This is a genomic window from Nocardia sp. GTS18 (assembly GCF_013839555.1).
Classification (GTDB): Bacteria; Actinomycetota; Actinomycetes; order Mycobacteriales; family Mycobacteriaceae; genus Nocardia; species Nocardia rosealba.
Map to the genome: position 1 here is coordinate 74,349 of NZ_JACBIU010000002.1, position 20,698 is coordinate 95,046.

Annotated in this window: 22 protein-coding genes; 12 read left to right on the forward strand and 10 right to left on the reverse strand. The window is 67.9% G+C overall.

The window, feature by feature from the left end:
- Positions 1–108: 108 nt before the first annotated feature.
- On the reverse strand, positions 109–2,013 hold the full coding sequence (gene typA / locus HYG95_RS03420; RefSeq protein ID WP_181696558.1) for a translational GTPase TypA: 1,905 nt from the start codon (positions 2,011–2,013) through the stop codon (positions 109–111).
- Positions 2,014–2,137: 124 nt separating this feature from the next.
- On the opposite strand from typA, the gene HYG95_RS03425 reads away from it, so the two are divergent.
- Positions 2,138–2,314, forward strand: coding sequence for a hypothetical protein (locus HYG95_RS03425; protein ID WP_181696559.1), 177 nt, complete (start codon positions 2,138–2,140; stop codon positions 2,312–2,314).
- 53 nt (positions 2,315–2,367) lie between these two features.
- Positions 2,368–2,658 carry a 4a-hydroxytetrahydrobiopterin dehydratase gene (locus HYG95_RS03430; RefSeq protein ID WP_181696560.1) on the forward strand — a complete coding sequence of 97 codons (291 nt, stop codon included), beginning with the start codon at positions 2,368–2,370 and terminating at the stop codon, positions 2,656–2,658.
- A 1-nt stretch (position 2,659) separates the two neighbouring features.
- On the opposite strand, the gene HYG95_RS03435 is transcribed toward HYG95_RS03430, so the two are convergent.
- On the reverse strand, positions 2,660–3,877 hold the full coding sequence (locus HYG95_RS03435; protein ID WP_181696561.1) for a mannosyltransferase: 1,218 nt from the start codon (positions 3,875–3,877) through the stop codon (positions 2,660–2,662).
- A 400-nt stretch (positions 3,878–4,277) separates the two neighbouring features.
- Between HYG95_RS03435 and HYG95_RS03440 the strand changes: the two genes are divergently transcribed.
- Positions 4,278–5,051 (forward strand): hypothetical protein, encoded by a 774-nt coding sequence (locus HYG95_RS03440; protein ID WP_067485726.1) that lies wholly within the window; start codon positions 4,278–4,280, stop codon positions 5,049–5,051.
- 65 nt (positions 5,052–5,116) lie between these two features.
- Here HYG95_RS03440 and HYG95_RS03445 read toward each other — a convergent pair whose 3' ends face one another.
- From HYG95_RS03445 to HYG95_RS03455, 3 genes are all read right to left on the reverse strand, one after another.
- Positions 5,117–5,827: a DUF1906 domain-containing protein gene (locus HYG95_RS03445; protein WP_181696562.1), complete on the reverse strand. Its 711-nt coding sequence runs from the start codon at positions 5,825–5,827 to the stop codon at positions 5,117–5,119.
- Positions 5,828–5,984: 157 nt separating this feature from the next.
- Complete coding sequence (locus HYG95_RS03450; protein ID WP_225278767.1) at positions 5,985–7,133, reverse strand: hypothetical protein; 1,149 nt, start codon at positions 7,131–7,133, stop codon at positions 5,985–5,987.
- A 187-nt stretch (positions 7,134–7,320) separates the two neighbouring features.
- Positions 7,321–7,905, reverse strand: a complete 585-nt coding sequence (locus HYG95_RS03455) for a CHAP domain-containing protein (protein ID WP_181696563.1) — start codon at positions 7,903–7,905, stop codon at positions 7,321–7,323.
- Positions 7,906–8,222: 317 nt separating this feature from the next.
- Here HYG95_RS03455 and HYG95_RS03460 point away from each other — a divergent pair, with 317 nt between their 5' ends.
- A complete protein-coding gene (locus HYG95_RS03460; protein WP_220139010.1) occupies positions 8,223–9,014 on the forward strand; it encodes a helix-turn-helix domain-containing protein in 792 nt (263 codons plus the stop codon).
- A 22-nt stretch (positions 9,015–9,036) separates the two neighbouring features.
- Positions 9,037–9,360, forward strand: coding sequence for a hypothetical protein (locus tag HYG95_RS03465; protein WP_181696564.1), 324 nt, complete (start codon positions 9,037–9,039; stop codon positions 9,358–9,360).
- A 5-nt stretch (positions 9,361–9,365) separates the two neighbouring features.
- Here HYG95_RS03465 and HYG95_RS03470 read toward each other — a convergent pair whose 3' ends face one another.
- Positions 9,366–9,671 carry a hypothetical protein gene (locus HYG95_RS03470; protein ID WP_181696565.1) on the reverse strand — a complete coding sequence of 102 codons (306 nt, stop codon included), beginning with the start codon at positions 9,669–9,671 and terminating at the stop codon, positions 9,366–9,368.
- A 282-nt stretch (positions 9,672–9,953) separates the two neighbouring features.
- Complete coding sequence (locus HYG95_RS03475) at positions 9,954–11,120, reverse strand: DoxX family membrane protein (protein WP_181696566.1); 1,167 nt, start codon at positions 11,118–11,120, stop codon at positions 9,954–9,956.
- A gap of 114 nt (positions 11,121–11,234) precedes the next feature.
- Here HYG95_RS03475 and HYG95_RS03480 point away from each other — a divergent pair, with 114 nt between their 5' ends.
- Entirely contained in the window at positions 11,235–11,837 is a 603-nt protein-coding gene (locus HYG95_RS03480; protein ID WP_181696567.1) for a trans-aconitate 2-methyltransferase, read from the forward strand.
- A 108-nt stretch (positions 11,838–11,945) separates the two neighbouring features.
- Complete coding sequence (locus HYG95_RS03485; RefSeq protein WP_181696568.1) at positions 11,946–12,404, forward strand: hypothetical protein; 459 nt, start codon at positions 11,946–11,948, stop codon at positions 12,402–12,404.
- Between the two features lie 32 nt (positions 12,405–12,436).
- Here HYG95_RS03485 and HYG95_RS03490 read toward each other — a convergent pair whose 3' ends face one another.
- Positions 12,437–12,637, reverse strand: a complete 201-nt coding sequence (locus tag HYG95_RS03490; protein WP_370465665.1) for a DUF1737 domain-containing protein — start codon at positions 12,635–12,637, stop codon at positions 12,437–12,439.
- 307 nt (positions 12,638–12,944) lie between these two features.
- Here HYG95_RS03490 and HYG95_RS03495 point away from each other — a divergent pair, with 307 nt between their 5' ends.
- Positions 12,945–14,126 (forward strand): Cmx/CmrA family chloramphenicol efflux MFS transporter, encoded by a 1,182-nt coding sequence (locus HYG95_RS03495; RefSeq protein ID WP_181696569.1) that lies wholly within the window; start codon positions 12,945–12,947, stop codon positions 14,124–14,126.
- Between the two features lie 86 nt (positions 14,127–14,212).
- Here the strand turns inward: HYG95_RS03495 and ychF are convergent, their stop codons facing one another.
- Complete coding sequence (gene ychF / locus HYG95_RS03500) at positions 14,213–15,292, reverse strand: redox-regulated ATPase YchF (protein WP_181696570.1); 1,080 nt, start codon at positions 15,290–15,292, stop codon at positions 14,213–14,215.
- 174 nt (positions 15,293–15,466) lie between these two features.
- Positions 15,467–16,378, reverse strand: coding sequence for a zinc-binding dehydrogenase (locus HYG95_RS03505; protein ID WP_181696571.1), 912 nt, complete (start codon positions 16,376–16,378; stop codon positions 15,467–15,469).
- Positions 16,379–16,638: 260 nt separating this feature from the next.
- Between HYG95_RS03505 and HYG95_RS03510 the strand changes: the two genes are divergently transcribed.
- The 4 genes from HYG95_RS03510 to HYG95_RS03525 all read left to right on the forward strand — a co-directional run bounded on the left by HYG95_RS03510 (position 16,639) and on the right by HYG95_RS03525 (position 20,695).
- Positions 16,639–17,481 (forward strand): helix-turn-helix domain-containing protein, encoded by an 843-nt coding sequence (locus HYG95_RS03510; RefSeq protein ID WP_181696572.1) that lies wholly within the window; start codon positions 16,639–16,641, stop codon positions 17,479–17,481.
- A 4-nt stretch (positions 17,482–17,485) separates the two neighbouring features.
- The gene (locus tag HYG95_RS03515; protein WP_181696573.1) at positions 17,486–17,899 is read left to right on the forward strand and encodes a VOC family protein; all 414 of its coding nucleotides are present in this window, start codon (positions 17,486–17,488) and stop codon (positions 17,897–17,899) included.
- Positions 17,900–18,194: 295 nt separating this feature from the next.
- The gene (locus tag HYG95_RS03520; RefSeq protein ID WP_181696574.1) at positions 18,195–20,450 is read left to right on the forward strand and encodes a carbon starvation CstA family protein; all 2,256 of its coding nucleotides are present in this window, start codon (positions 18,195–18,197) and stop codon (positions 20,448–20,450) included.
- On the forward strand, positions 20,447–20,695 hold the full coding sequence (locus HYG95_RS03525; protein ID WP_181696575.1) for a YbdD/YjiX family protein: 249 nt from the start codon (positions 20,447–20,449) through the stop codon (positions 20,693–20,695). The genes HYG95_RS03520 and HYG95_RS03525 overlap by 4 nt, the downstream gene beginning before the upstream one ends.
- The last annotated feature ends 3 nt before the right edge of the window (positions 20,696–20,698 follow it).

The following is a 20,698-nucleotide window of genomic DNA, read 5'->3' on the forward strand; positions in this document are numbered from 1 at the left end:
GGTTCGGGCCGTCCCTCGCCTCTGGACTGACCGGAGGGTGCGACGAAGGAGTGCCCGGAGGGAGGGAAGAGGTGAGGGTTTAGGCCCGAACCCCGCGGCGCCAGCCGCTTATGATCCTGCGGCGGCCTTGTCGCGGGCTTTGCGGCGCGACAGGTCACGCGCCCGCTCGTTGGCACCGAGCACGACCTTGCGCACGCGAACCACCTCGGGGGTGACCTCCACGCACTCGTCGCCGGCACAGAACTCCATCGCCAGCTCGAGGTCGAGCTGCAGGGGCTTGGCCATGGTCTCGAAGGTGTCTGCGGTCGCGCTGCGCATGTTGGTCAGCTTCTTCTCGCGGGTCACATTGATATCGAGATCCTCGGCACGCGGGTTGATACCGACGACCATGCCCTCATAGGTGTCCGCACCCGGCTCGACGAAGAACTGACCACGATCGGCCAGCTGGATCATCGCGAACGGGGTGACGGTGCCCGCGCGGTCCGACACCAGCGAACCGGTGTGGCGAGCGCGGATCTCACCGGCCCACGGGGCGTACCCGTGGGACACGGCGTTGGCGATGCCGGTGCCGCGGGTCTCGGTGAGGAACACGGTGCGGAAGCCGATCAGGCCACGCGAGGGGACGATGAACTCCATGCGCACCCAACCGGCGGCATGGTTGCTCATCTGCACCATCTTGCCCTTGCGGGCGGCCAGCAGCTGGGTGATGGCGCCCAGGTACTCGTCGGGGCAGTCGATGGTCAGCTCTTCGAACGGCTCGTGGGTCTTGCCGTCGACCTGCTTGGTGACCACCTGCGGCTTGCCGACGGTGAGCTCGAAGCCCTCACGACGCATCTGCTCGACCAGGATGGCCAGCGCCAGCTCACCACGGCCCTGCACCTCCCAGGCGTCGGGACGGCCGATATCGAGCACGCGCAGCGACACGTTGCCGATCAGTTCCTGATCCAGGCGCGCCTTCACCATGCGGGCGGTGAGCTTGTGGCCCTGCACCCGGCCGACCAGCGGCGAGGTGTTGGTGCCGATGACCACCGAGATGGCCGGCTCGTCGACCGAGATGCGCGGCAGCGCGACCGGGTTCTCCACGTCGGCGAGGGTGTCGCCGATCATGATGTCGGGGATGCCTGCGATGGCGACGATGTCACCGGCCTCGGCGACCTCGCCCGGCTGACGCTCGACACCGACGGTCTGCAGCAGCTCGGTGATCTTGACGGTCTTGACGCCGTCGGCGTTGATCCAGGCCACGTTCTGGCCCTTGCGCAGCTCACCGCTGTAGATGCGGACCAGCGCGAGACGGCCGAGGAAGGCCGACGCGTCGAGGTTGGTGACGTGCGCCTGCAGCGGCGCGTCCTTGTTGCTCTTGGGCGCCGGGATGTATTCCAGCAGCACGTCGAACAGGGCGTCGAGGTTCTCGGCGGCGGGAGCGGAACCGTTCTCCGGCTGCTCCTTGGACGCCTTGCCCTCACGGCCCGAGGCGTACAGGACCGGCAGGTCCAGCGCCAGCTCGGCGGCTTCGGCGGCCTCGTCGTCGAGGTCGGAAGCCAGGTCGAGCAGCAGATCGTGCGACTCCTCGACGACCTCGGCGATACGGGCGTCGGGCCGGTCGGTCTTGTTGACGACCAGGATCACCGGCAGCTTGGCCGCGAGCGCCTTGCGCAGCACGAACCGGGTCTGCGGGAGCGGGCCCTCGGACGCGTCGACGAGCAGGACGACACCGTCGACCATGGAGAGGCCACGTTCGACCTCACCACCGAAGTCGGCGTGGCCCGGGGTATCGATGACATTGATGACGGTGACGGAACCGTCGGGGTGGTGCCGGTGGACGGCGGTGTTCTTCGCGAGAATGGTGATGCCCTTCTCGCGCTCGAGGTCACCGGAGTCCATGACTCGGTCGACCAGTTCGGCCCGCTCAGCGAACGCGCCCGACTGACGAAGCATGGCGTCGACCAGGGTCGTCTTGCCGTGGTCGACGTGGGCCACGATGGCGACGTTGCGGAAATCGCGTGTAGACGACACGCCTGGATCCTCCTGCTGTTGATGTATTTGGCACGCATGAATCTTGCTCGCGGCCTGTTCCAGACTACCGGTACCGAAGTGGCAGGCACGTGTCAGCCTTTGTACTTAGGGTAAGCTAACCCGCGTGGGCAAGGTAAAGGCGAAGAAGGTTTCCAGCCTCAAGCCGAAGAAAAAGTGCTGCAGAAAGAAGACGCGCTGCTTCAAATGCCCCGTCGTCATCATGCGTATGAAGAAGGCCGAAGCCGCCGGTGTGTGCGGTAAAGATCTCAAAAAGGCCCTGAAACAGGCGCGCGCCGCCTGAGCATCCGACGACGGGCGATGCGCCGCGCCCCGATGAGGCGTAGAACTGCACTTATGGGTACTCCGCTGCTCTCCGACCCCGAGATCACCATCGCCCTGGCCACACTGCCGGACTGGTCGCGCGACGGCGACGCCATCACCCGGACGGTGAAAGCCCCGAGCTTCCTCGACGGAATCGAACTGGTCCGCCGGGTCGCCACCGCGGCCGAGCAGGCCGATCATCATCCCGACATCGATATCCGTTGGCGCACAATCCGTTTCACGCTCAGCACGCATTCCGCGGGCGGGCTCACCGGGCAGGACACGGCGATGGCGCACGTGATCGACGACCTCGTCGGGGGCTGAGTCAGCCCGCCGGAACCTCCACCGCGCGACGGCCACGCACCTGCGCGGCGAGCGTGTCGCGCCCGTGCCACACCAGCCAGCCGAGCAGCACGAACACCCCGATCACATCCACCGCGCCGAGCCAGGCCAGCACCCACGGACGCGGGATCTCCCAGATCGTCGGCTGCGCGAACGACAGCACCCACGGCACGCCGACCAGCATCGTCAGCACCCAGAACGCGGCCAGCACGCGCGCCATGCGCTCGGCCTTCAGCGGGCCGTAGAGCAGCCACAGCACAGTGGGGATCAGCCACACCCAGTGGTGCGACCAGGAGATCGGCGAGATCATCAGGCCGAACAGCTGCACCAGCACCAGGGTGCCGAGCCGGTCGTCGGGGCCGAGGGTGCGCCAGGCCAGGAACGCCAGCACGGCGGTGAGCAGCACACCGGCGATCCACCACGGGCCCGAACCGACGTCGTAGCCGAGGATCCGGCTCAGCGCGCCGCGCAACGACTGATTCCAGACCGAACCCACCGGGCCGATCCGGTCGGCGTCACCGAGCAGCGTGCCGAAATAGCGCTCGGCTTCATGGGCATTGATGAGAAAACTCACAGCAACCGTCAGCCCGAACGCCGCCGCCGACCACACCACGGTCGCCCACCGGCGGCGAGCGACGAAATAGAGGCCGGTGATCGCAGGCGTCAATTTGATCCCCGCGATCACACCGACGAGCCCACCGGAGACCCACCATCGGGAACTGCGCACCGCGAGCATCGCCCCGAACACCAGGAACACATTCACCTGGCCGTAGTCGATGGTCGTGCGCACCGGCTCGAGCCACACACCCAGCGCGGTCCAGCCGACCGCGGCGGTGACCCACGTCGTTTCCCGCGCGGTCTTCTTACCGAGCAGCAGTTCGAAACTGATCGCGATCACGCCGTAGAGCGCGGCGACGGTCGCCAGCATCCAGCCCACCGCGACCACCGAAAACGGCAGGTAGTGCAGAGGGAAGAAGACCAGCGCGGCGAACGGCGGATACGTGAACGGCAGCGGGAAGTCGGGCGTCTTCTCCGCGTAGGTGAAGTCGTAGAGACGATCGGTGAGCAGCGAGGCCGAACCATCGACGTACACGTGCAGGTCGACGACGTTGAGCCCGTTGGGCGCGAACAGCATCCAGGCCAGCCGGGCGAGCACGGACAATCCGAGCAGCGCGAGAGCCCATCGGAGGTGTCGGTTCAAGGCCGTGCTTTCGGTCGTATGAAATGGCGCGTACGCGGTGCCAGATCACAATAGCTGTGTTGGATGTGCGGCTGGCGCCGCGGGTTTTCGGCCCTGGCGGGCCTCGATTCTTCACTCCTCCGCTCAGTCGCTTCGCTCCTTCGCTCCGTCGCTCCAGAATCGAGGCGGGCCGAAAACCGAGGTCCAGTAGTCTGCTGCGCGACACTGCTGGTCACAGTTGCATCAACGTCCCCACTGGTAACACATTCGGGGGCTAGCTTCGATGCAGAGTATTTTCGGCCGGGATGCCTTCACGGGCCCGGCGGCTGTACAACACGGCAGCGTTGTCCTTAGAGTGACCCCGTCATGGGGACCGACAACCCTCGCCCATCGCAACACCGAGGTAAGGACGGCTGGACAAGTGCTTCGTAGCCGAGCATCGCGGATCGCAACGACCGCTCTCGCCCTCGCGGCAGGCGCCATGCTCGCCGTGCCCGCGTCGACAACGGCCGCGCCCGCCGCACAGGCGGCCCCGGTCAGCGTGCCGATGGTGCCCGAGGGCGTCCCGGTCGACGCGCTCGCCGCTTTCGCGCCCGCTGTGACCGGCCTGATCGCCGGTCCCGCCGATGTCGCGAGCCCGCAGACCGCCCTGCTCGATCAGGCGCGGGTCCTGCTGGCGACCATGAATCTGCCGCCCGCCATCAAGGCGACGCTCGAGCGGATCATCACCTTTCTCGACGGTAGCGGCGGCGGTGGCCCCGACATCCCCGAGAACGGCCCGGTGATCGCGCAGTTCCTGTACCCGACCATCGGCAAGGCGTGCATCGGTGACGGCGCCGACTCGGTCGGCACCGCGCTCGCGGTGCCCGGTCCTGCCCAGCTGCCCCCGCCCGGTCCCGCCGCCGGACAGGCCGGTTTCGTGTTCACCGCGCTCGGCACCAAGGCGCCGACCGCCGAACAGAACCCGCCGATGACGGTGCAGTGGCTCAACCTCGACACCCGTCAGTCGGGCGTGCAGACGCTCACCGACGAGGCGAAGATCAACCCCGGTGGGCCCGCCACGCTGTCGACCATCGCCAACACCGGTCACGGCCGGGTGGTCGCGGTGATCTCCGGCTCGCTGACCACCGCCGCCGAGGGCGCCGCCCCGCGCACCTGCAACTTCATGCCGACCCTCGGATTCTTCACCGTGTAGGTAGGCAGAACTCGAGCCCGGTCCCGTTCTCACGAACGGTGCCGGGCTCGAGTTGTTTCAGGGGGTCACCACTGGCCGTAGTCCGAGGCCAGCACGGTGTTCACGTCGACGCCGACGCCGTCGATGGCGCGCTTGTCGATCTCGAACTGGTGCAGGTGGGCGTTGTCGTGCACGAAACCTCTCGGGGTGCCCCAATTGTGCTGCCAGAACCAGGAACCGAGGCCCGCGGCGAGGGCGCGGTCGATCGTCGGTGTGTTGGCGTAGATGCCGACGAGGTCGGGGCCGAGCACCGACTGCCAGCCCTCGATATAGGGCGCGATCATCTCGTCGAACTCCTGCTCGGAGGGGTTGTCGTCGATGGAGGCGTAGATCGGGGCGGTGTCGGGTCCGCCTGCGGCGGTGTGCAGTTCCCAGCCGCGTTCGGCGTGCTGCTTGCCGGCTTCGAGGCCACCACGCCAATCGGCGGTCGGGCCCTTGCCGAACTGGTAGTTCGACACGATCGACAACCCGTGCGCCCACAGGTCTTCTACTTCGCCGGGCAGCAGCGGTTTGCCCTCCATCCACTCGGCGCCCGGCCTGCGGTCGGAGACGTAGCGGATCACGCCGATGTGGCCCGCGGCCTTGATCGCCTCGGCCGAGGGGACACCGGCCGCGTAGTCGACCAGGGTGCCGTAGGACTGTGCCGCGGCAGGCGTGGCAGCCAGTCCGAGGCCGAGAGTTGTCGCGGCGGCGGCGAATCCGAAGAACTCACGCCGGGTGACCGAACCAGAACGCATCACAGGACTCCTTCGCGCAACCCGACCACAACCCGGCAAGCGAGCCCGGCGCGTCAACCCCGTACGCGCCGGGAGCCTAGAACGTGCGACTCATTTCACCACAGCTCACACCGGCACCGCTAGACCCAGTAATCACAGCAGCACCATCGGTCACAGGTCAGGTGGCGCCGTCGATGGCGGCGCCGACGTCGATGGTCCGGCCCGTCGGATCGGCGAGCTCGGTGCTCACCACGGCGACGACCTGGGCCATCACCTGTTTTTTGATGCCTGCCAGCCGGGCGAGCGTCGCCGCGCGCAAACCCTTGGCGGTGAACTCCATCGAGATGTCCTCGATGGCGGGCGGCGGCACCTCGATCACGATCTGCAAGGGTTCGGCGGCGCGCGCCGTGAGGACGAGGGGGATCTCGAGGTCGGCGCGGTAGTGGTTGGCTTTGAGCACGTCGACGGTGATGTCGAGGCCGACTGGCAGGGTCATGTCGAACACCCGCAGCTCGCCGGGTACGGCCGCGCCGCGCTCGACCACTCGCGGCTGCTCGATCGCGCCGCGTACGGTCACCGTCGCCGCGCCGCGCGGGCCCTCCGACAGTGGTCCGATCGCGATCTCACCGCCCGCCATCTGGGCGACCACGCTGTGCACGCGGTCGCGGGTGACGATCTGGGTGAAGAAGCGCAGACCGAATTCGCGGTGGTCGATCCAGTCGAACACGGTGTCGTTGCGGTGCGGGGAGCGATAACCGTCGAGGATCGCCTCGATGTCGAACACGCGCTCGGCTCGCGCCTTGGGATCGCTGATGATGGCGTTGACCCGGCCCGCGACCTCGCGCTGAACGAGGCCCGCGATGGGGTCGAGCAGCATTTCCCAGGCGGTGTCGATGGCCTCGGCACGCAGAGTGAAACTCACGTCCTTGGCCGTCACCGTGCCGACGTCCATGACGAGGAGCAGCGGTGCGGCGGTGCGGGCGTGCAGGGTGAGGGCGATCTCGACGACGGCGGCCACGCCGAGTTTGCGGCCGCCGAGAATCAGGTTCACCGCGAGTTTGAGGGGGACCTTCACACCGAAGGTGAGCGCGTCACCGGGATTGCGGGTGACCACCGGGGTGCCGAGGGTGCCTTCGGCGGCGAAGCCGGCCAGTCCCGCCGGGCCGAGGGAGAAGGGGCCGATCTGCACACCACGCCCGGTCATGCCCGCGACGGCCGCGGCGATCCGGTCCTCGGTCACCGCGTACCTGACGAATCGCTCGCCGAAATCGGCGTACTCGATCCGCTTCGGGTCACGAGGTGCTTCTCCGGTCACCTTCACACGCACATCGAACACGGTACGTGATCGGAGTGCGCGGCCAGGTGTCGGCGCAACTCCCCCGTCCTGCCGATGAGGGGGAAGCAGGACGGAGGGGTCGGCTGCGGCGCTGCCGGGCGCCGCGTGGTCCATCGTACGTGCACCGGCCCGGTCGTGCCGCGTCGGTGGGGTCGGTTACCTTGCGCGACAGTAACTTTCAGAATCGTCCGTACCCCACGAGGTCGGGCGTTTCGCTCACCTCGATGGTGCGAATCCGGATGGTGCCCATCTCGTTGCCGCCGATGGTGGTGATCGTGTCGCCCTCGGCCTTCAACACGATGTTGGTGTGCTGACCGAGCGGGCTGTCGGGACCGTAGAGCACCACGTCGCCGGTGCGCGGCCGGTAACCCACGTCGGGACGAGTGAACCGGCCGACGGTCTCGTAGTACTCCTGCAGCGTGTACACCCCGGGGATGCGCCAGGAACCGGAGTTCGGGTTGCTCAGGGGCCTGCCCGCCTCGCGCATCGTCCAGCTGACGAAGTCGGCGCACCACGCCTCCTTCACGCCCTCGGCGTACTTCGGTCCGTCACCGGGCTTCTCGTATTCGCGGCGCAACACGTCGACCAGCACGATCTGCTGTTCGTCGAGGTGTTCGCTGTCGAGGGCCGGGAACGGCTCACCCCAGTCGTGCTGCCACCACACCAGCCCGGCGACCAGCACCGCCGTGGCCGCGAGCACGCCGGAAATACCGAGGATCCATCTGGAACCGCGCCCGGTCCCCTTGCTCTGCAGCTGCGTCATCGCCCCCCGCTTTCATCGGTCTCTGCTTCATTAGACGAATCGCGAGGGCCGGCGGTTCCCTGGATACGGAAGAATCTCGCAGCGTGGTCCCGGAGCGGACGCGGATCGTGATCACCGGGTGGACCCCTGCGCCACCCGGGTATCGACGCCTCGACAGGCGACGGCGCTCTCGGCGCGCGCGACAACCACGCGTGCCGTCCCCTCCGGCGACCGTTCCGCTCCGGAACTACTGATAGTCGGCCCGGCGCTGCCCCGCCCGGCTGCGAGAATTTTCGCGAACACCCGTACGGTCGGTCAAGCTAGACGACTGTCCCAGTTTGTCCCACCGCACGAAAGAGGACCGCGACGTGGAAGACCCGCACCTACCGATCGCCAGGTACCTGCGCGAACGTCGCGAGGCGGCAGGCCTCACCCGCGTCGCACTCAGCGCGCAGGCGGGCATCTCCCCCGCCCTGATCCAGAAGATCGAGCAGGGTTCGCGCACACCGACTCTGGAGGCGCTCACCGCGCTGTTCGACGCACTCGACGTGCCGGCACTTTTCCGTGATCACCTGGTGTCGTTGTCGCTGGCCGACCGCTACGGCAGCCCGGCGGCCGACATCCCGAGCGACATTCCCACCGCCGATCTCGTGCTGCTCAACTCGATCTCGTATCCCGCCAGCCTGCAGATGTACACGACCTACGATGTGGTCGCCACGAATTCGGCCTGGACACGGTACTTTCCCGGCCTCGACACCAGCACCACGCTGCTGGAATGGATGCTGCTCGACCCGCGGTCACGCGAGGTGATGCTCGACTGGGACAAGCAGGTTCACCTGTGCGTCTACGGATTCCGGGTGATGAGCCCCGGCGTCGTGCCCAAGGAGCGGATCGACCGGCTCTTCGCGGCATGCGCGGTCGCCGAGGAATGGGAACGGTTCTGGACCACCGAGCCCGACGTGCCCTCCCACCTCGACCGGCCCGTGCAGCGGATCCGGCACCCGGAGACCGGCGCCGCCGTAGCGATGACCATGCAGGTGCACGACTCGATCGTCCCCCGGCGGGAATGGTCGCTCGTCACCTTCTGCCCGCTTCTCGACGGCTCCAGCCGAGACGCCGCAAACCAGTAGCTGCTCGAGTTAAGCTGCGGCCGTGGCCACGCAACGGACAGCGCGCCCCGGCTGGTTGGCCTGGGACAACTACTTCGTCGGTGTCGTCGGGCTCGTACTCGGACTGTGCTTCGGTACGTGCGCGGCGCTGATCGCCGGGCCCGGCCGCAACCTCGCCGCGATCATCCTGGTCGTCCTCGCGGCCCTGTGCGTGCTGCCCGCGTTGTTGCGCGCGCTCGCCGAACTCAGCGTGTGGGTGCGGCTCGCGGTGCTCGCGATCGGTTTCGCGCTGCTGCTACCCGCGATCCTGGTGAGTCCCGATGTGCGCGACTGGGCCGCCGAGCGCTGGGAAAAGGCCTGGAAGTAGGTGTCCTACCGCAGGTTTCCCTGCGGCAGCGACAGCAGGAACCGCAGGGTGTTGTTCAGGAACTGCGACGACTGCCAGGCGAAGTAACCGCCCGCGGCACCGGTATCCGAGGAGCCCGCCGCCGAACCCGTCGCCAGCTGCGCCGAACCGGTGGCCGACCCGGTCGCCAGATCCGCCGACCCACTCGCCGAACCCGAGCCGGGTAGCGCGGCCGCCTGGCCCGCCGAACCGAGCACCCCGATCGTCACCGCCGCCGCGACCAACGCGACTCGAACGGCATACGGCTTGGACGTTTCACGACCGGACAACATCTGATGAATCCCACTCTCCGAAAACAACTGCGAAAGCCCAGTATTCACACCTGAGCGCGGCATCAAACCCGATTCGCCGGGATTACCCGATCTCCCGCGCGAGTTCCATGCTCCGTCATGCGGGGCGGGTCCGACAGACCACGGATATCGGGGCAGATCCTTGTGGGGAGTCCCAAGGGCAGCAGCCCGACACGGCAAACCGCCGCACCGGCTGTGGCGGTGCGGCGGTTTGAGGCTATTCGTTGTCCGGCACTCGGCCTTTCGGGCGCGTCGATCTATCGGCTACCGGCGGGCCGAGCGCTGACGGACGGCGGATGCCGTTGTGGACGTGGTCTTTTCGACGAGGTCGGCGAGATCGGCCGCTGCGGCGGGGAGGCGGCGGTGCTTGCCGTTGGTCAGCTCCGAACCGCGCTCGCGGGCCAGCTCGGCGGCGTACTTGCCCCGAATCTTGGCTTCCTCACCACGTTCGCGAGCGAGCTCGGCAGCGTACTTGCCGCGGACCTTGGCCTCCTCACCGCGTTCGCGCGCGACCTCAGCCGCCCGCGCGCCGCGTTTCCGCGCAACTTCGGCCGCCTCCGCGCCACGTTCCCGTGCGACCTCGGCCGCCTCCGAACCGCGTTCCCGCGCGACCTCGGCCGCCTGCGAACCACGCTCCCTGGCGATCTCCGCCAGCTGCGCCCCGCGCTCCTTGGCCACCTCGACCAGGTGCGAGCTGCGACCGCGCGCCTCGTCGGCAACCTCCGGCCCACGGTCACGCGCCACCTCGGCGATGTGCGCGCCGCGTTCGCGGGCGGCTTCGGCGATCTGCGGGCCGCGTTCCCTGGCCAGTTCGGCCAGTTGCTCGCTGCGGGCGCGGGCGAGTTCCGCGAGCTGGGGGCCACGTTCCTTGGCGACCTCGGCCAGTTGCGACCCGCGCGTCTTGGCGGCGTCGAGGACCACCACCCCTTCGTCGCGCACCTGCTCGGCCAGGCTCGGGCTGCGATCCATCAGCTTGTGGGCGGCGCGGCGGCCACGCCAGCCCAGCGACGGCTTGCCCTCGGTGTCGGCCGCCGCGATCATCAGGCCGCCGAGCAGACCGAGATCCTTGAGGAACCCCGCCCGCTTCACCGCCTTGCGATCGGGGTCGGATTCGGACCAGAAGTCCTGTTCGGTGACGGTGCCCGGGACGACGGTCGCGGCGAGCAGGAAGGCGGCGGGGCGGGGCGCGCGACCGCTCGCCAGCAGCAGACCACCCGCCACCTGCACCATCGCGTTGATCTGCACCATCTTGCCGGGGTCGTCGGGGACCTTGGCGGCCAGCGCGTCGGGCAGGCTGTCGCGCCCCTTGTCGGCAAGGGCGGCGGCCGCCTCGGCACGCGGCTTCGGATTCATCAAACCGTTCACTCCGGTGGCGATGAACGTCGTCCCCAGCAGTGTGCGGGCAATGCGGCGGACAGGCCTGATCGGCATGGTCGGGTCCCTTCGTCTGGCTTGTCAGTTCCTCGCTTCCCGCCTTACCCTGTCCCTCCCCGCACAAACGAACAACAGACCGACCGCCCTGTTTCGCGTTGGTACGGTCGCATCGTGGTTGATGACACCGTCCGCGCGGCATACAGCGACTTGCACGAGCTCTACATCGAGGTCTGCGGCTTTCCCGCCGCCGTCGATCCCGAGGACTCCGCTTTTGTCCTCCGTCACCTCACCGAGGGTCCCGTCCTCGACCTCGGCTGCGGGCCGGGGCATTTCACGCACATCCTCACCGAGGCGGGTGTCGCGGCCGAGGGCCTCGACATGGTCCCCGAATTCATCGAGCATGCCCGCGCGACCTACCCCGGGATTCCGTTCGAGGTCGGTTCGATCCGCGCGGTGGACGCGCCGGACGAATCCGTCGCGGGCCTGCTCTCCTGGTTCTCCCTCATTCATCTGCCGCCGCACGAGATCCCGGCCGTCCTCACCGAATTCCGACGCGTTCTCCGCCCCGGCGGTCGGCTCGTCGTCGGCTTCTTCACCGGCGAAAGCGCTGTCGAACCGTTTCCGCACAAGGTGACGACCGCGTACCGCTGGCCCGTCGACCGCTTCGCCGAAGCACTCACCTCCGCGGGCTTCACCGAACTCGATCGCCTCACCCCACCTGCTTTCGACGCGTCTCGGCCGTATGGAGCTTTGGCTGTCACACCTAGGTGGTGAACGCGAACCCCCGAGTACAGCGCGCACCACCCTCGGGTCCGTATCGCCGATCGCTCCCACGTCGTTGGATTGACCTACGCCCCGATCCCACCCCGTAGGAGCCCCCGGATGCCGATCAAGAAGCTCGCGACGACAACCCTGCTCATCACCGGCTTGGCCGCCCTCACCGCCCTCGCCCCCACCGCGCACGCCACCAACGGCGTCGACGGAGGTATCACCAGCCCCGCCCCGGGCACCGTCACTCTCAGTTGGCAGGTCTACATCCCCTCCGGCAGAACCGCCGCCTGCGACATGTCCGTCGAGAACAGCGCGAATACCACCGGCACCTACCGCGAGTTCGACTACACCGCCATCGGCGGCTCCGCCAATCACCAGGGCCGCTGGGTCAGCAGTTCCTTCCAGACCTCAGCCCCCGCGGGCAGCACCGCCTACGGCAACGTCAACTGCACCTTCCTCGACCCGACCACCGGCCATGCGACCGTCGGCTACTGGCAGGGCTCCACCCGGGTCAAACTCCCGGTGAAGACGATCGTCCCGGCGATCCCGCCCGGCGGCGCAGTCGGCTGATCCGGCACGCCATCGCGACCCGTCAGCCGGCGCTACGACCGCAGCGCCGGCGTCGGCTCGTCCCGCGTCCAGATGACAGCTTGAGCCACGACGACGCGCTCCCCGTCATGAGTCGCGGCCGGCCCACCGTGCAACTCGTAGCCCATATCCAGCGCTTCACTGACCCGCCGACAGAAACTCGAGTCGTCGGGGCCGGTCAGCAGGCGGTAACGAGGCAAATGTTCGGATTCCACAGCGCCTGTCAACGCCGGCCGTCGAAACGGAATTCCTCGACGTCGTCTTCGGCAGGCCGGCTCGCCGATTGCTAAGGTGGCGGCGTGAATTCCCCGGAGGCGTCAAGACGGTAGCCGCTCGGCCTGTGCCGGGCGGCGTTGTGAGGTCGGTCCCCGCTGGTCGCTGTGCGCCCGGCGGTATTCGCCCATCTCGCGACGCCGGATGATGTCGCTTCTTGCGGACGGGTGACCGATCACCCGCTTCCGCACTCATCCCGGGTGCCGTCGTGGTGATGGTGGCGCCCATGTTTCCGGGGAGTCTTCTCTTATGCCCGTTGTGGTTTTCGTGCTGGCTGTCGCGGTGTTCGCGCAGGGCACATCCGAATTCATGGTGTCGGGATTGCTCGAGCAGATAACGGGCGACGTGGGAATCTCCCTCGGCGCTGCGGGTCTGCTGACATCGCTGTTCGCGGCAGGCATGGTGCTGGGCGCACCAGTGATGGCGACGGCGGCGGGCCGGTTGCCGGTCAGGTATTCGGTCACCGCGTTCCTGGCGCTGTTCTGTGCCGCCCACGTGGTGGGGGCGGTCGCGACCGGGTTCGGGGTGCTGCTGGTGACGCGGGTGGTCGCCGCCGTCGCCAACGCCGGGTTCCTCGCGGTCACCCTGGCCGCGTTGCCGCGCTTGGTCGGCCCGGCGTCGGTCGGCCGAGCGACATCTGTGGTGATCTCAGGAGTGACGGTCGCCTGCATCGCCGGTGTGCCCGCGGGCACCCTGCTGGGGCAGGCGTGGGGCTGGCGATCGACGTTCTGGGCTGTTGCTGTGATCAGTGCGGCCGCGCTGGTTCCGGTGTGGTTCATGCTCGGTCGCGACGATCGGCAGGACCCGCAGGCGCTGTCGTTGCGTCATGAATGGTCGGTTGTGCGGCTGCCTGCGGTGCGGGTGGCTGTCGTCGCCGGAATCCTTGTCAACGCCGCGACTTTCGCCGGGTTCACCTACCTCGGCACCATCACGAACGACGCCACCGCGGACGGCCGGTGGGTTCCACTCGCACTCGCCCTGTTCGGCCTCGGTTCGTTCGCCGGCGTCACCCTCACAGGCCGCTACAGCGACACCCATCGCCGACGGATCATCTCCACCGGAACCGTTGCGCTCCTTGCGGTCTGGCTACTGGCCGCCCTCACCGCACACCTCCTGATCGGCGTGATGATCATGGCAGTGGTGACCGGCGCGGTCGCGTTCGGCGTGGGATCGACGCTGATCGCCACGATCGTGCGGACCGCCGCCCCCACCGCGCCGCGCATCGCAGGCGCCCTGGCGACCACCGCATTCAATGTCGGCGCGGTCCTCGGCCCGATCACCGCCGGCCTCGTCGTCGACCGCACCGCCCGTCCCACGACGGCATGGCTGTGCAGCGCGATCTTCACGAGCGCGGCGGTGGCCGTGGTACTGGTGGCGCAGCGCCGGCATCAGGCGGACCCGAGCGAGAAGACGCGCGTAAACGCACGCTGATTCAGCGCATCTATCCGAGGCCGGCATCGCCGACCGATGCCGGCCTCCTTGCTCCGGGCTCTTTCAGTCAGCCCAGGCGCAACGGACTACACATTGAAACGGAACTCGACGACGTCGCCGTCGGCCATGATGTAGTCCTTGCCTTCCATGCGGACCTTGCCCGCGGCTTTGGCGGCGGCCATGGAGCCTGCTTCGACCAGGTCGTCGAAGGCGACGATTTCGGCTTTGATGAAGCCGCGTTCGAAGTCGGTGTGGATGACGCCTGCGGCCTTGGGGGCCGTGTCGCCCTGGTGGATGGTCCAGGCTCGGGCTTCCTTGGGGCCTGCGGTGAGGTAGGTCTGCAGGCCGAGGGTGTGGAAGCCGGCGCGGGCCAGGCCGTGCAGGCCGGGTTCGGTTTGGCCGATGGACTCGAGGAGTTCCATGGCGGATTCGTCGTCGAGTTCGAGGAGTTCGGCTTCGACCTTGGCGTCGAGGAAGACGGCGTCGGCGGGGGCTACGGCGGCCTTCAGCTCGGCGACCTTGGCGTCGTCGGTGAGGACGGATTCGTCGGCGTTGAAGACGTAGAGGAACGGCTTGATGGTGAGCAGCGACAGCTCACGCAGCAGCTCGGCGTCGATCTTCTTGCCCGCCGCGAACAGCGTAGTGCCCTCGTTGAGGAAACCCTCGGCCACCTTGGCGGCGTCGAGCAGGGGCTTGCGGTCCTTCTTGACGCGGGCTTCCTTCTCGAGGCGCGGGATGGCCTTCTCGAGGGTCTGCAGGTCGGCGAGGATGAGCTCGGTTTCGATGACCTCGATGTCGGCGGCGGCGTCGACCCGGCCGTCGACGTGGATCACGTCGTCGTCGGCGAACACACGGACCACCTGGCAGATGGCGTCGGCCTCACGGATGTTGGCGAGGAACTTGTTGCCGAGGCCCGCGCCTTCGGAGGCGCCCTTCACGATGCCCGCGATGTCGACGAACGACACGACGGCGGGCACGATCCGCTCGGAGCCGAAGATCTCGGCGAGCTTGTCGAGCCGCTTGTCCGGCAACGGGACCACGCCGACGTTGGGTTCGATGGTCGCGAACGGGTAGTTCGCGGCCAGCACGTCGTTCTTGGTCAGCGCGTTGAACAGGGTCGACTTTCCGACATTGGGCAGGCCGACGATTCCGAGGGTGAGGCTCACAAGGATCAGAGTCTACGGGTCCGCGACGACGACCGGCCCCCGCCCCGGCAGCAGGCGGGCGTCCGGCGCACTCGGCAGACCGAGCCGAATGCTGGTCATCCGATCACCACGCTGTGGTGGCGGCAGCCTCCCGGGCTTTGGCGCCGCCGGCGCGTGGTGATCGGGTGACCCAGTTCAGGGAACGAGGACGACCTTGCCCAGGTTGATGCGCTGCTCGATGACGGCGTGGGCGGCGGCCGCGTCGTCGAGGCCGAACTCGGCGTGCACGACAGGGTGCAGCAGACCGGACGCGTAGTGCTGCCACACCTCCTGGCGCAGGTCCTCGTAGCGGGCGGGGTCGCGCTGGGCGAGGCGGCCGATGCGGAAACCGGTGAGAGTCTTGCCGCCCGCGAGCAGGTCCTCGGTGTCGATCGCGCCGCTGGTGCCGTAGGTGACGGCGCGGCCGCCCTCGGCGAGGCCGGTGAGGGTGTTGCCGAGATCGTTGCCGCCGACACCGTCGAGGGCGTAGTCGGCCTGCTTGCCGCAGTGCAGCTGGTCGTAGGTGTACACCTCGTCGGCGCCGAGTTCGCGGACGAAGCCGGCTTTGCTCTCATCGGAAACCGCGGCGACCACCCAGCTCGCGCCGCGCACACGGGCCAACTGCACCGCGAGGTGGCCGACACCGCCCGCGGCGGCGGTGACCAGCGCGGTCTCACCGTCGCGCGGGGCGACGGTGTCGAGCGCGCCGAGGGCGACGAGCCCGCTGCGCATCAGGGCGACGGCGTCGACGGCGGAGGCACCGTCGGGAATCGCGGAGGCCTGGTCGACCGAGAGCAGCACGTATTCGGCGTAGGCGTCGGCGTCACAGACGCCGACCACGCGATAGCCGGCGCTGTACCCGTCGACCCCGTCACCGACGGCGACGACCTCACCGGCCACTTCGGCCCGCAACGGCTGCGCCACGCTGATCCGCCGGATCGCCGACAGGGTGACCCCGATCGCCTCCACCCGGACCAGCAGCTCACCGGCACCGGGCACCGGCACCTCGGCCGCGACGACCTCGAGCACCTCCGGACCACTGCTGCGCTCGTACTGAACCCGCCGCATGACACCTCCTACAGAATTGGACGAAGGCGCAAGATTAACCGGCTGACCTCGTGTTTCCACACGCCCGGAATCACCGAGTGCGATATCTCACCGCACACGCCGAGATACGGAGAGCACCTTCTCGATTCGGTTACCCCACGCGGAGCACTCAGACGCGTGCTCAACAACACACTCCGCGAGGCGAAGCGCAGGCGCCACCGGTGCGATCCCGACATCGATCGGTCTGGCCGCCACCACAGCCCCGGCGTAGCGTGACGGGTATGGAGGCGACCACGGAGGTGGTGACCGCAGCCCCCGCGCCGGTTCTGGCCGCGTTCATCGACCGGTACGTGGGCTATCGCATGACGGGTTACGAACCGGGGTTGCACCGTGGTCTGCCTTCGCGGCACATGACGTTCATCGTGGCCGCCGGCCCGCCGATCGACGTCGTGGAGCAGACCGATCGCCGTCAATCACCGGGCAGCTACCGCTGTGTCCTGAGCGGACTACAAGCCGCCCCGGCGATGATCGCGCACACCGGTTTCCAGGAGGGTGTCGCCATCGAGCTCACCCCGCTCGGCAGTCGTGTGCTGTTCGGGATGCCCGCCAGCGAAATGTGGGATGTGACGATCGAATGTTCGCAAGCGCGAAGGTCTTTGGGTGATCAGCTCGCCGACGCTGTACACGCACACGATGACTGGCCGAGCAGATTCGCCGCCTGCGACCGTGCGCTCACGGCGGCGGCCAGCATCGAATCGATCCCCGGCGCCGAATTGACCTGGGCCTGGCGCACTCTCGTCGGCACGGGCGGCACCTGTCCGATCAACCCCTTGGCCGAGCGCATCGGCTGGAGCAGACAGCACCTCACCCGCAAGTTCACCGCCGAATTCGGTGCGAGCCCGAAACTGGCCGCGCGGATCATCCGATTCGAACGCGCCCGCCGCATGCTCGCCAACACGCCGTCGTATGTCTCGATCGCCCAGATCGCGGCCACCTGCGGCTACTACGACCAGGCGCACCTGAATCGCGACTTCGCCGAACTGGCAGGTGTGGCGCCGACAGCATGGCTGGCCGAGGAGATTCCATCCGTCCAAGACCCGGGGGCGGCCGAAGCGCGAGGCTGAGGACATGACTACTTCCACCGACACCCGCGGCGCGGTCTGGCCGTGCCTGGCCTTCACCGACGCCCGCGCCATGATCGAATTCCTCACCACCGCCTTCGGTTTCGAGGCGACCGCGGTCTACGCCCGCGACGACGACCCGTCGATCGTCGAACACGGCGAACTGCGCTGGCCCGAAGGCGGCGGCATCATGTTCGGCTCCACCGGCCGCGACGACGACTCCCCCTTCTGCACCCGACCACCCGGCATCGCCAACATCTACCTCGTCACCGACAACCCCGACGCCCTCCACACCCGCGCCACCGCAGCGGGCGCCACCATCATCCGCGAACTGCGCGACGAGGACTACGGCTCCCGCGGCTTCAGCGCCCAAGACCCCGAGGGCAACCTCTGGAGCTTCGGCACCTACGGCGGTGAGTAGATCCGCTCCCCTACCCCGCACGACCCGACCTCGAGGAGGGTCCGCCGCGCAGCGGCGGTCGGCGGCCGTCCCGACGATCAGGTGCCGTTGCGTAGGCGACGAAGGAGCAAGCAACGGCGCCTGATCGTCGGGACTTGTGGGGCCGCCGACTCGAGCGCGCCAGCGCTCCAACCAACACTGAACAAAATTTCATGTTGGCCGCGACCGTGTGTGATCCTGTCCGGCGCGCAGAGCACATCGGCTACGTTGTCGATGCTTCACCCGAGGCTCTGCGCGTTGTACAGGAGTTGAGTCAATGGCGACGACCATCGAATATCTGCGGACCGAACCGGACTTGCCTCCGGTCGGTGTCGTCGATCGCACGCCGATCACGCCCGCCAAGAAGGCTGTGTTCGCGGGGATCGGCGTGCTCGGCGCCGGCGCGTGGACCTATCTGGCGATAGCGCGCGGAGAATCCGTGAACGCGGTGTGGATCGTGATCGCGGCGGTGTGTACCTACATCATCGCGTACCGGTTCTACGCCCGATTCATCGAATGGAAGGTGACCAAGCCGCGCGACGACGTGGCCACCCCGGCCGAGATCTACGACAACGGCAAAGACTTCATGCCGATGGACCGGCGGGTGCTCTACGGTCATCACTTCGCCGCCATCGCCGGTGCCGGTCCCCTCGTCGGTCCGGTTCTCGCAGCTCAGATGGGCTATCTGCCGGGCACCATCTGGATCGTTGTCGGCGTGGTTTTCGCCGGTGCGGTGCAGGACTACCTGGTGCTGTGGGCATCCACGCGCAGGCGCGGTCGCAGCCTCGGGCAGATGGCGCGCGACGAGCTCGGTGCCGTCGGCGGTGTCGCGGCGATCGTCGCGATCCTCGCCATCATGACGATCCTGCTCGCGGTACTTGCGCTGGTCGTGGTGAACGCCCTCGGCGAGAGCCCGTGGGGCGTGTTCTCGATCGCGATGACCATCCCGATCGCGCTGTTCATGGGCGTGTACCTGCGTTATCTGCGCCCGGGTCAGGTCGGCGAGGTGTCCGCGATCGGCATCGTGCTGCTGCTGGCCGCCATCGTCGGCGGTGGCTGGGTGTCGGAAACCGAATGGGGCGCGGACTGGTTCACCCTGTCGCGCACCACCATCGCCTGGTGCCTGATCGCCTACGGCTTCTTCGCCTCGGTGCTGCCGGTGTGGTTGCTGCTCGCGCCGCGCGACTACCTGTCGACGTTCATGAAGGTCGGCACGATCGTGCTGCTCGCGGCGGGCATTCTCATCACCATGCCGGTGCTGAAGGCGCCCGCGGTGTCGGAATTCGCCTCCAGCGGCACTGGTCCGGCGTTCGCGGGCAGCCTGTTCCCGTTCCTGTTCATCACCATCGCCTGTGGCGCGCTGTCGGGTTTCCACGCGCTGGTGTCCTCGGGGACCACGCCGAAGCTGCTGGCCAAGGAATCCAATGCCCGCATGATCGGGTACGGCGGCATGCTGATGGAGTCGTTCGTCGCGGTGATGGCCATCATCACGGCCTCGATCATCGACCAGCACCTGTACTTCGGCATGAACGCGCCCGGCTCGCTCACCGGTGGCACGCCGGAGACGGCCGCCGCCTACACCAACAAGCTCGGTCTCGACGGCCCGCCCGCGACGCCGGACCTGTTCGCCGACGCGGCTTCGGATGTCGGTGAGCAGACGATCATCTCGCGTACCGGTGGCGCGCCGACGCTGGCGGTCGGCATCTCCGAGGTCTTCCACAAGTTCCTCGGCGGCGAATCGATGAAGGCGTTCTGGTACCACTTCGCGATCATGTTCGAGGCGCTGTTCATCCTCACCACCATCGATGCGGGCACTCGCGTCGCGCGGTTCCTGGTGTCGGACGCGCTGGGCAACTTCGGTGGCGGTTTCAAGAAGTTCCGTGATCCGTCGTGGCGGGTCGGTGCGTGGGTGTGTTCGCTGCTCGTGGTCGCCGGCTGGGGTGGCGTGCTGCTGATGGGTGTCAACGATCCGTTCGGCGGCATCAACGCGCTCTACCCGCTGTTCGGTATCGCCAACCAGCTGCTGGCCGCGATCGCGCTGACGGTGGTGCTCACCATCCTCGTCAAACGCGGGCAGTGGAAGTGGGCGTGGATCCCCGGTATTCCGCTGGTGTGGGACCTCATCGTCACCATGACCGCCTCCTGGCAGAAGATCTTCTCCGCCGATCCCAAACTCGGCTACTGGAAGCAGCACAGCCTGTGCCAGGCCGCCAAGGACGCGGGCAAGGGCTGCCTGACGGCCAAGACGCCGGAGCAGGTGGAGATCGCGATCCGCAACACCTTCATCCAGGGCACGTTGTCGATCGTGTTCGCGGTGCTCGTGCTCATCGTGACCGTCGTCGGTGCGCTGGTGTGCCTGCGGGCCATCCGCACCGGTGAGGTGACCAGTTCGGAGTCCGAGGAGCAGCCGTCGAAGATCTTCTCCCCCAGCGGTTTCGTGTCGACCAAGGCGGAGAAGGACGTGCAGAAGGAGTGGGACGTGCTCATCGCCGAGGGCAAGGTGACCGCGCCCGGATCGGTGCACGTGTCGTGAATTCGGCCGGGGATGCGGGCGGGCGGTCCTTCGGATCGGCCGCCCGCGCCCTCGCGCACCATGTCTGGACAGGTGCGCGCTCGGTGGTCCGGTGGTACAGCGCGATCAACGGCGGCCAGGACTACCAGCGGTATGTCGCCCATCTGCGCCGCAACCACCCGGACCGTCCGGTGCCGTCCGAGCGCGACTACTGGCGGGAACGCTATGCCGAAGCCGAGCGGAACCCCACCAACCGCTGCTGCTGAATA

Bases quoted from the DNA above. Each gene is read 5' to 3' on its own strand.
- HYG95_RS03430 (WP_181696560.1), top strand. From the start codon at position 2,368: ATGGGTACTCCGCTGCTCTCCGACCCCGAGATCACCATCGCCCTGGCC.
- HYG95_RS03445 (WP_181696562.1), bottom strand. From the start codon at position 5,827: ATGCGTTCTGGTTCGGTCACCCGGCGTGAGTTCTTCGGATTCGCCGCC.
- HYG95_RS03455 (WP_181696563.1), bottom strand. From the start codon at position 7,905: ATGACGCAGCTGCAGAGCAAGGGGACCGGGCGCGGTTCCAGATGGATC.
- HYG95_RS03470 (WP_181696565.1), bottom strand. From the start codon at position 9,671: ATGTTGTCCGGTCGTGAAACGTCCAAGCCGTATGCCGTTCGAGTCGCG.
- HYG95_RS03475 (WP_181696566.1), bottom strand. From the start codon at position 11,120: ATGCCGATCAGGCCTGTCCGCCGCATTGCCCGCACACTGCTGGGGACG.
- HYG95_RS03485 (WP_181696568.1), top strand. From the start codon at position 11,946: ATGCCGATCAAGAAGCTCGCGACGACAACCCTGCTCATCACCGGCTTG.
- HYG95_RS03495 (WP_181696569.1), top strand. From the start codon at position 12,945: ATGCCCGTTGTGGTTTTCGTGCTGGCTGTCGCGGTGTTCGCGCAGGGC.
- HYG95_RS03505 (WP_181696571.1), bottom strand. From the start codon at position 16,378: ATGCGGCGGGTTCAGTACGAGCGCAGCAGTGGTCCGGAGGTGCTCGAG.
- HYG95_RS03510 (WP_181696572.1), top strand. From the start codon at position 16,639: ATGGAGGCGACCACGGAGGTGGTGACCGCAGCCCCCGCGCCGGTTCTG.
- HYG95_RS03515 (WP_181696573.1), top strand. From the start codon at position 17,486: ATGACTACTTCCACCGACACCCGCGGCGCGGTCTGGCCGTGCCTGGCC.
- HYG95_RS03520 (WP_181696574.1), top strand. From the start codon at position 18,195: ATGGCGACGACCATCGAATATCTGCGGACCGAACCGGACTTGCCTCCG.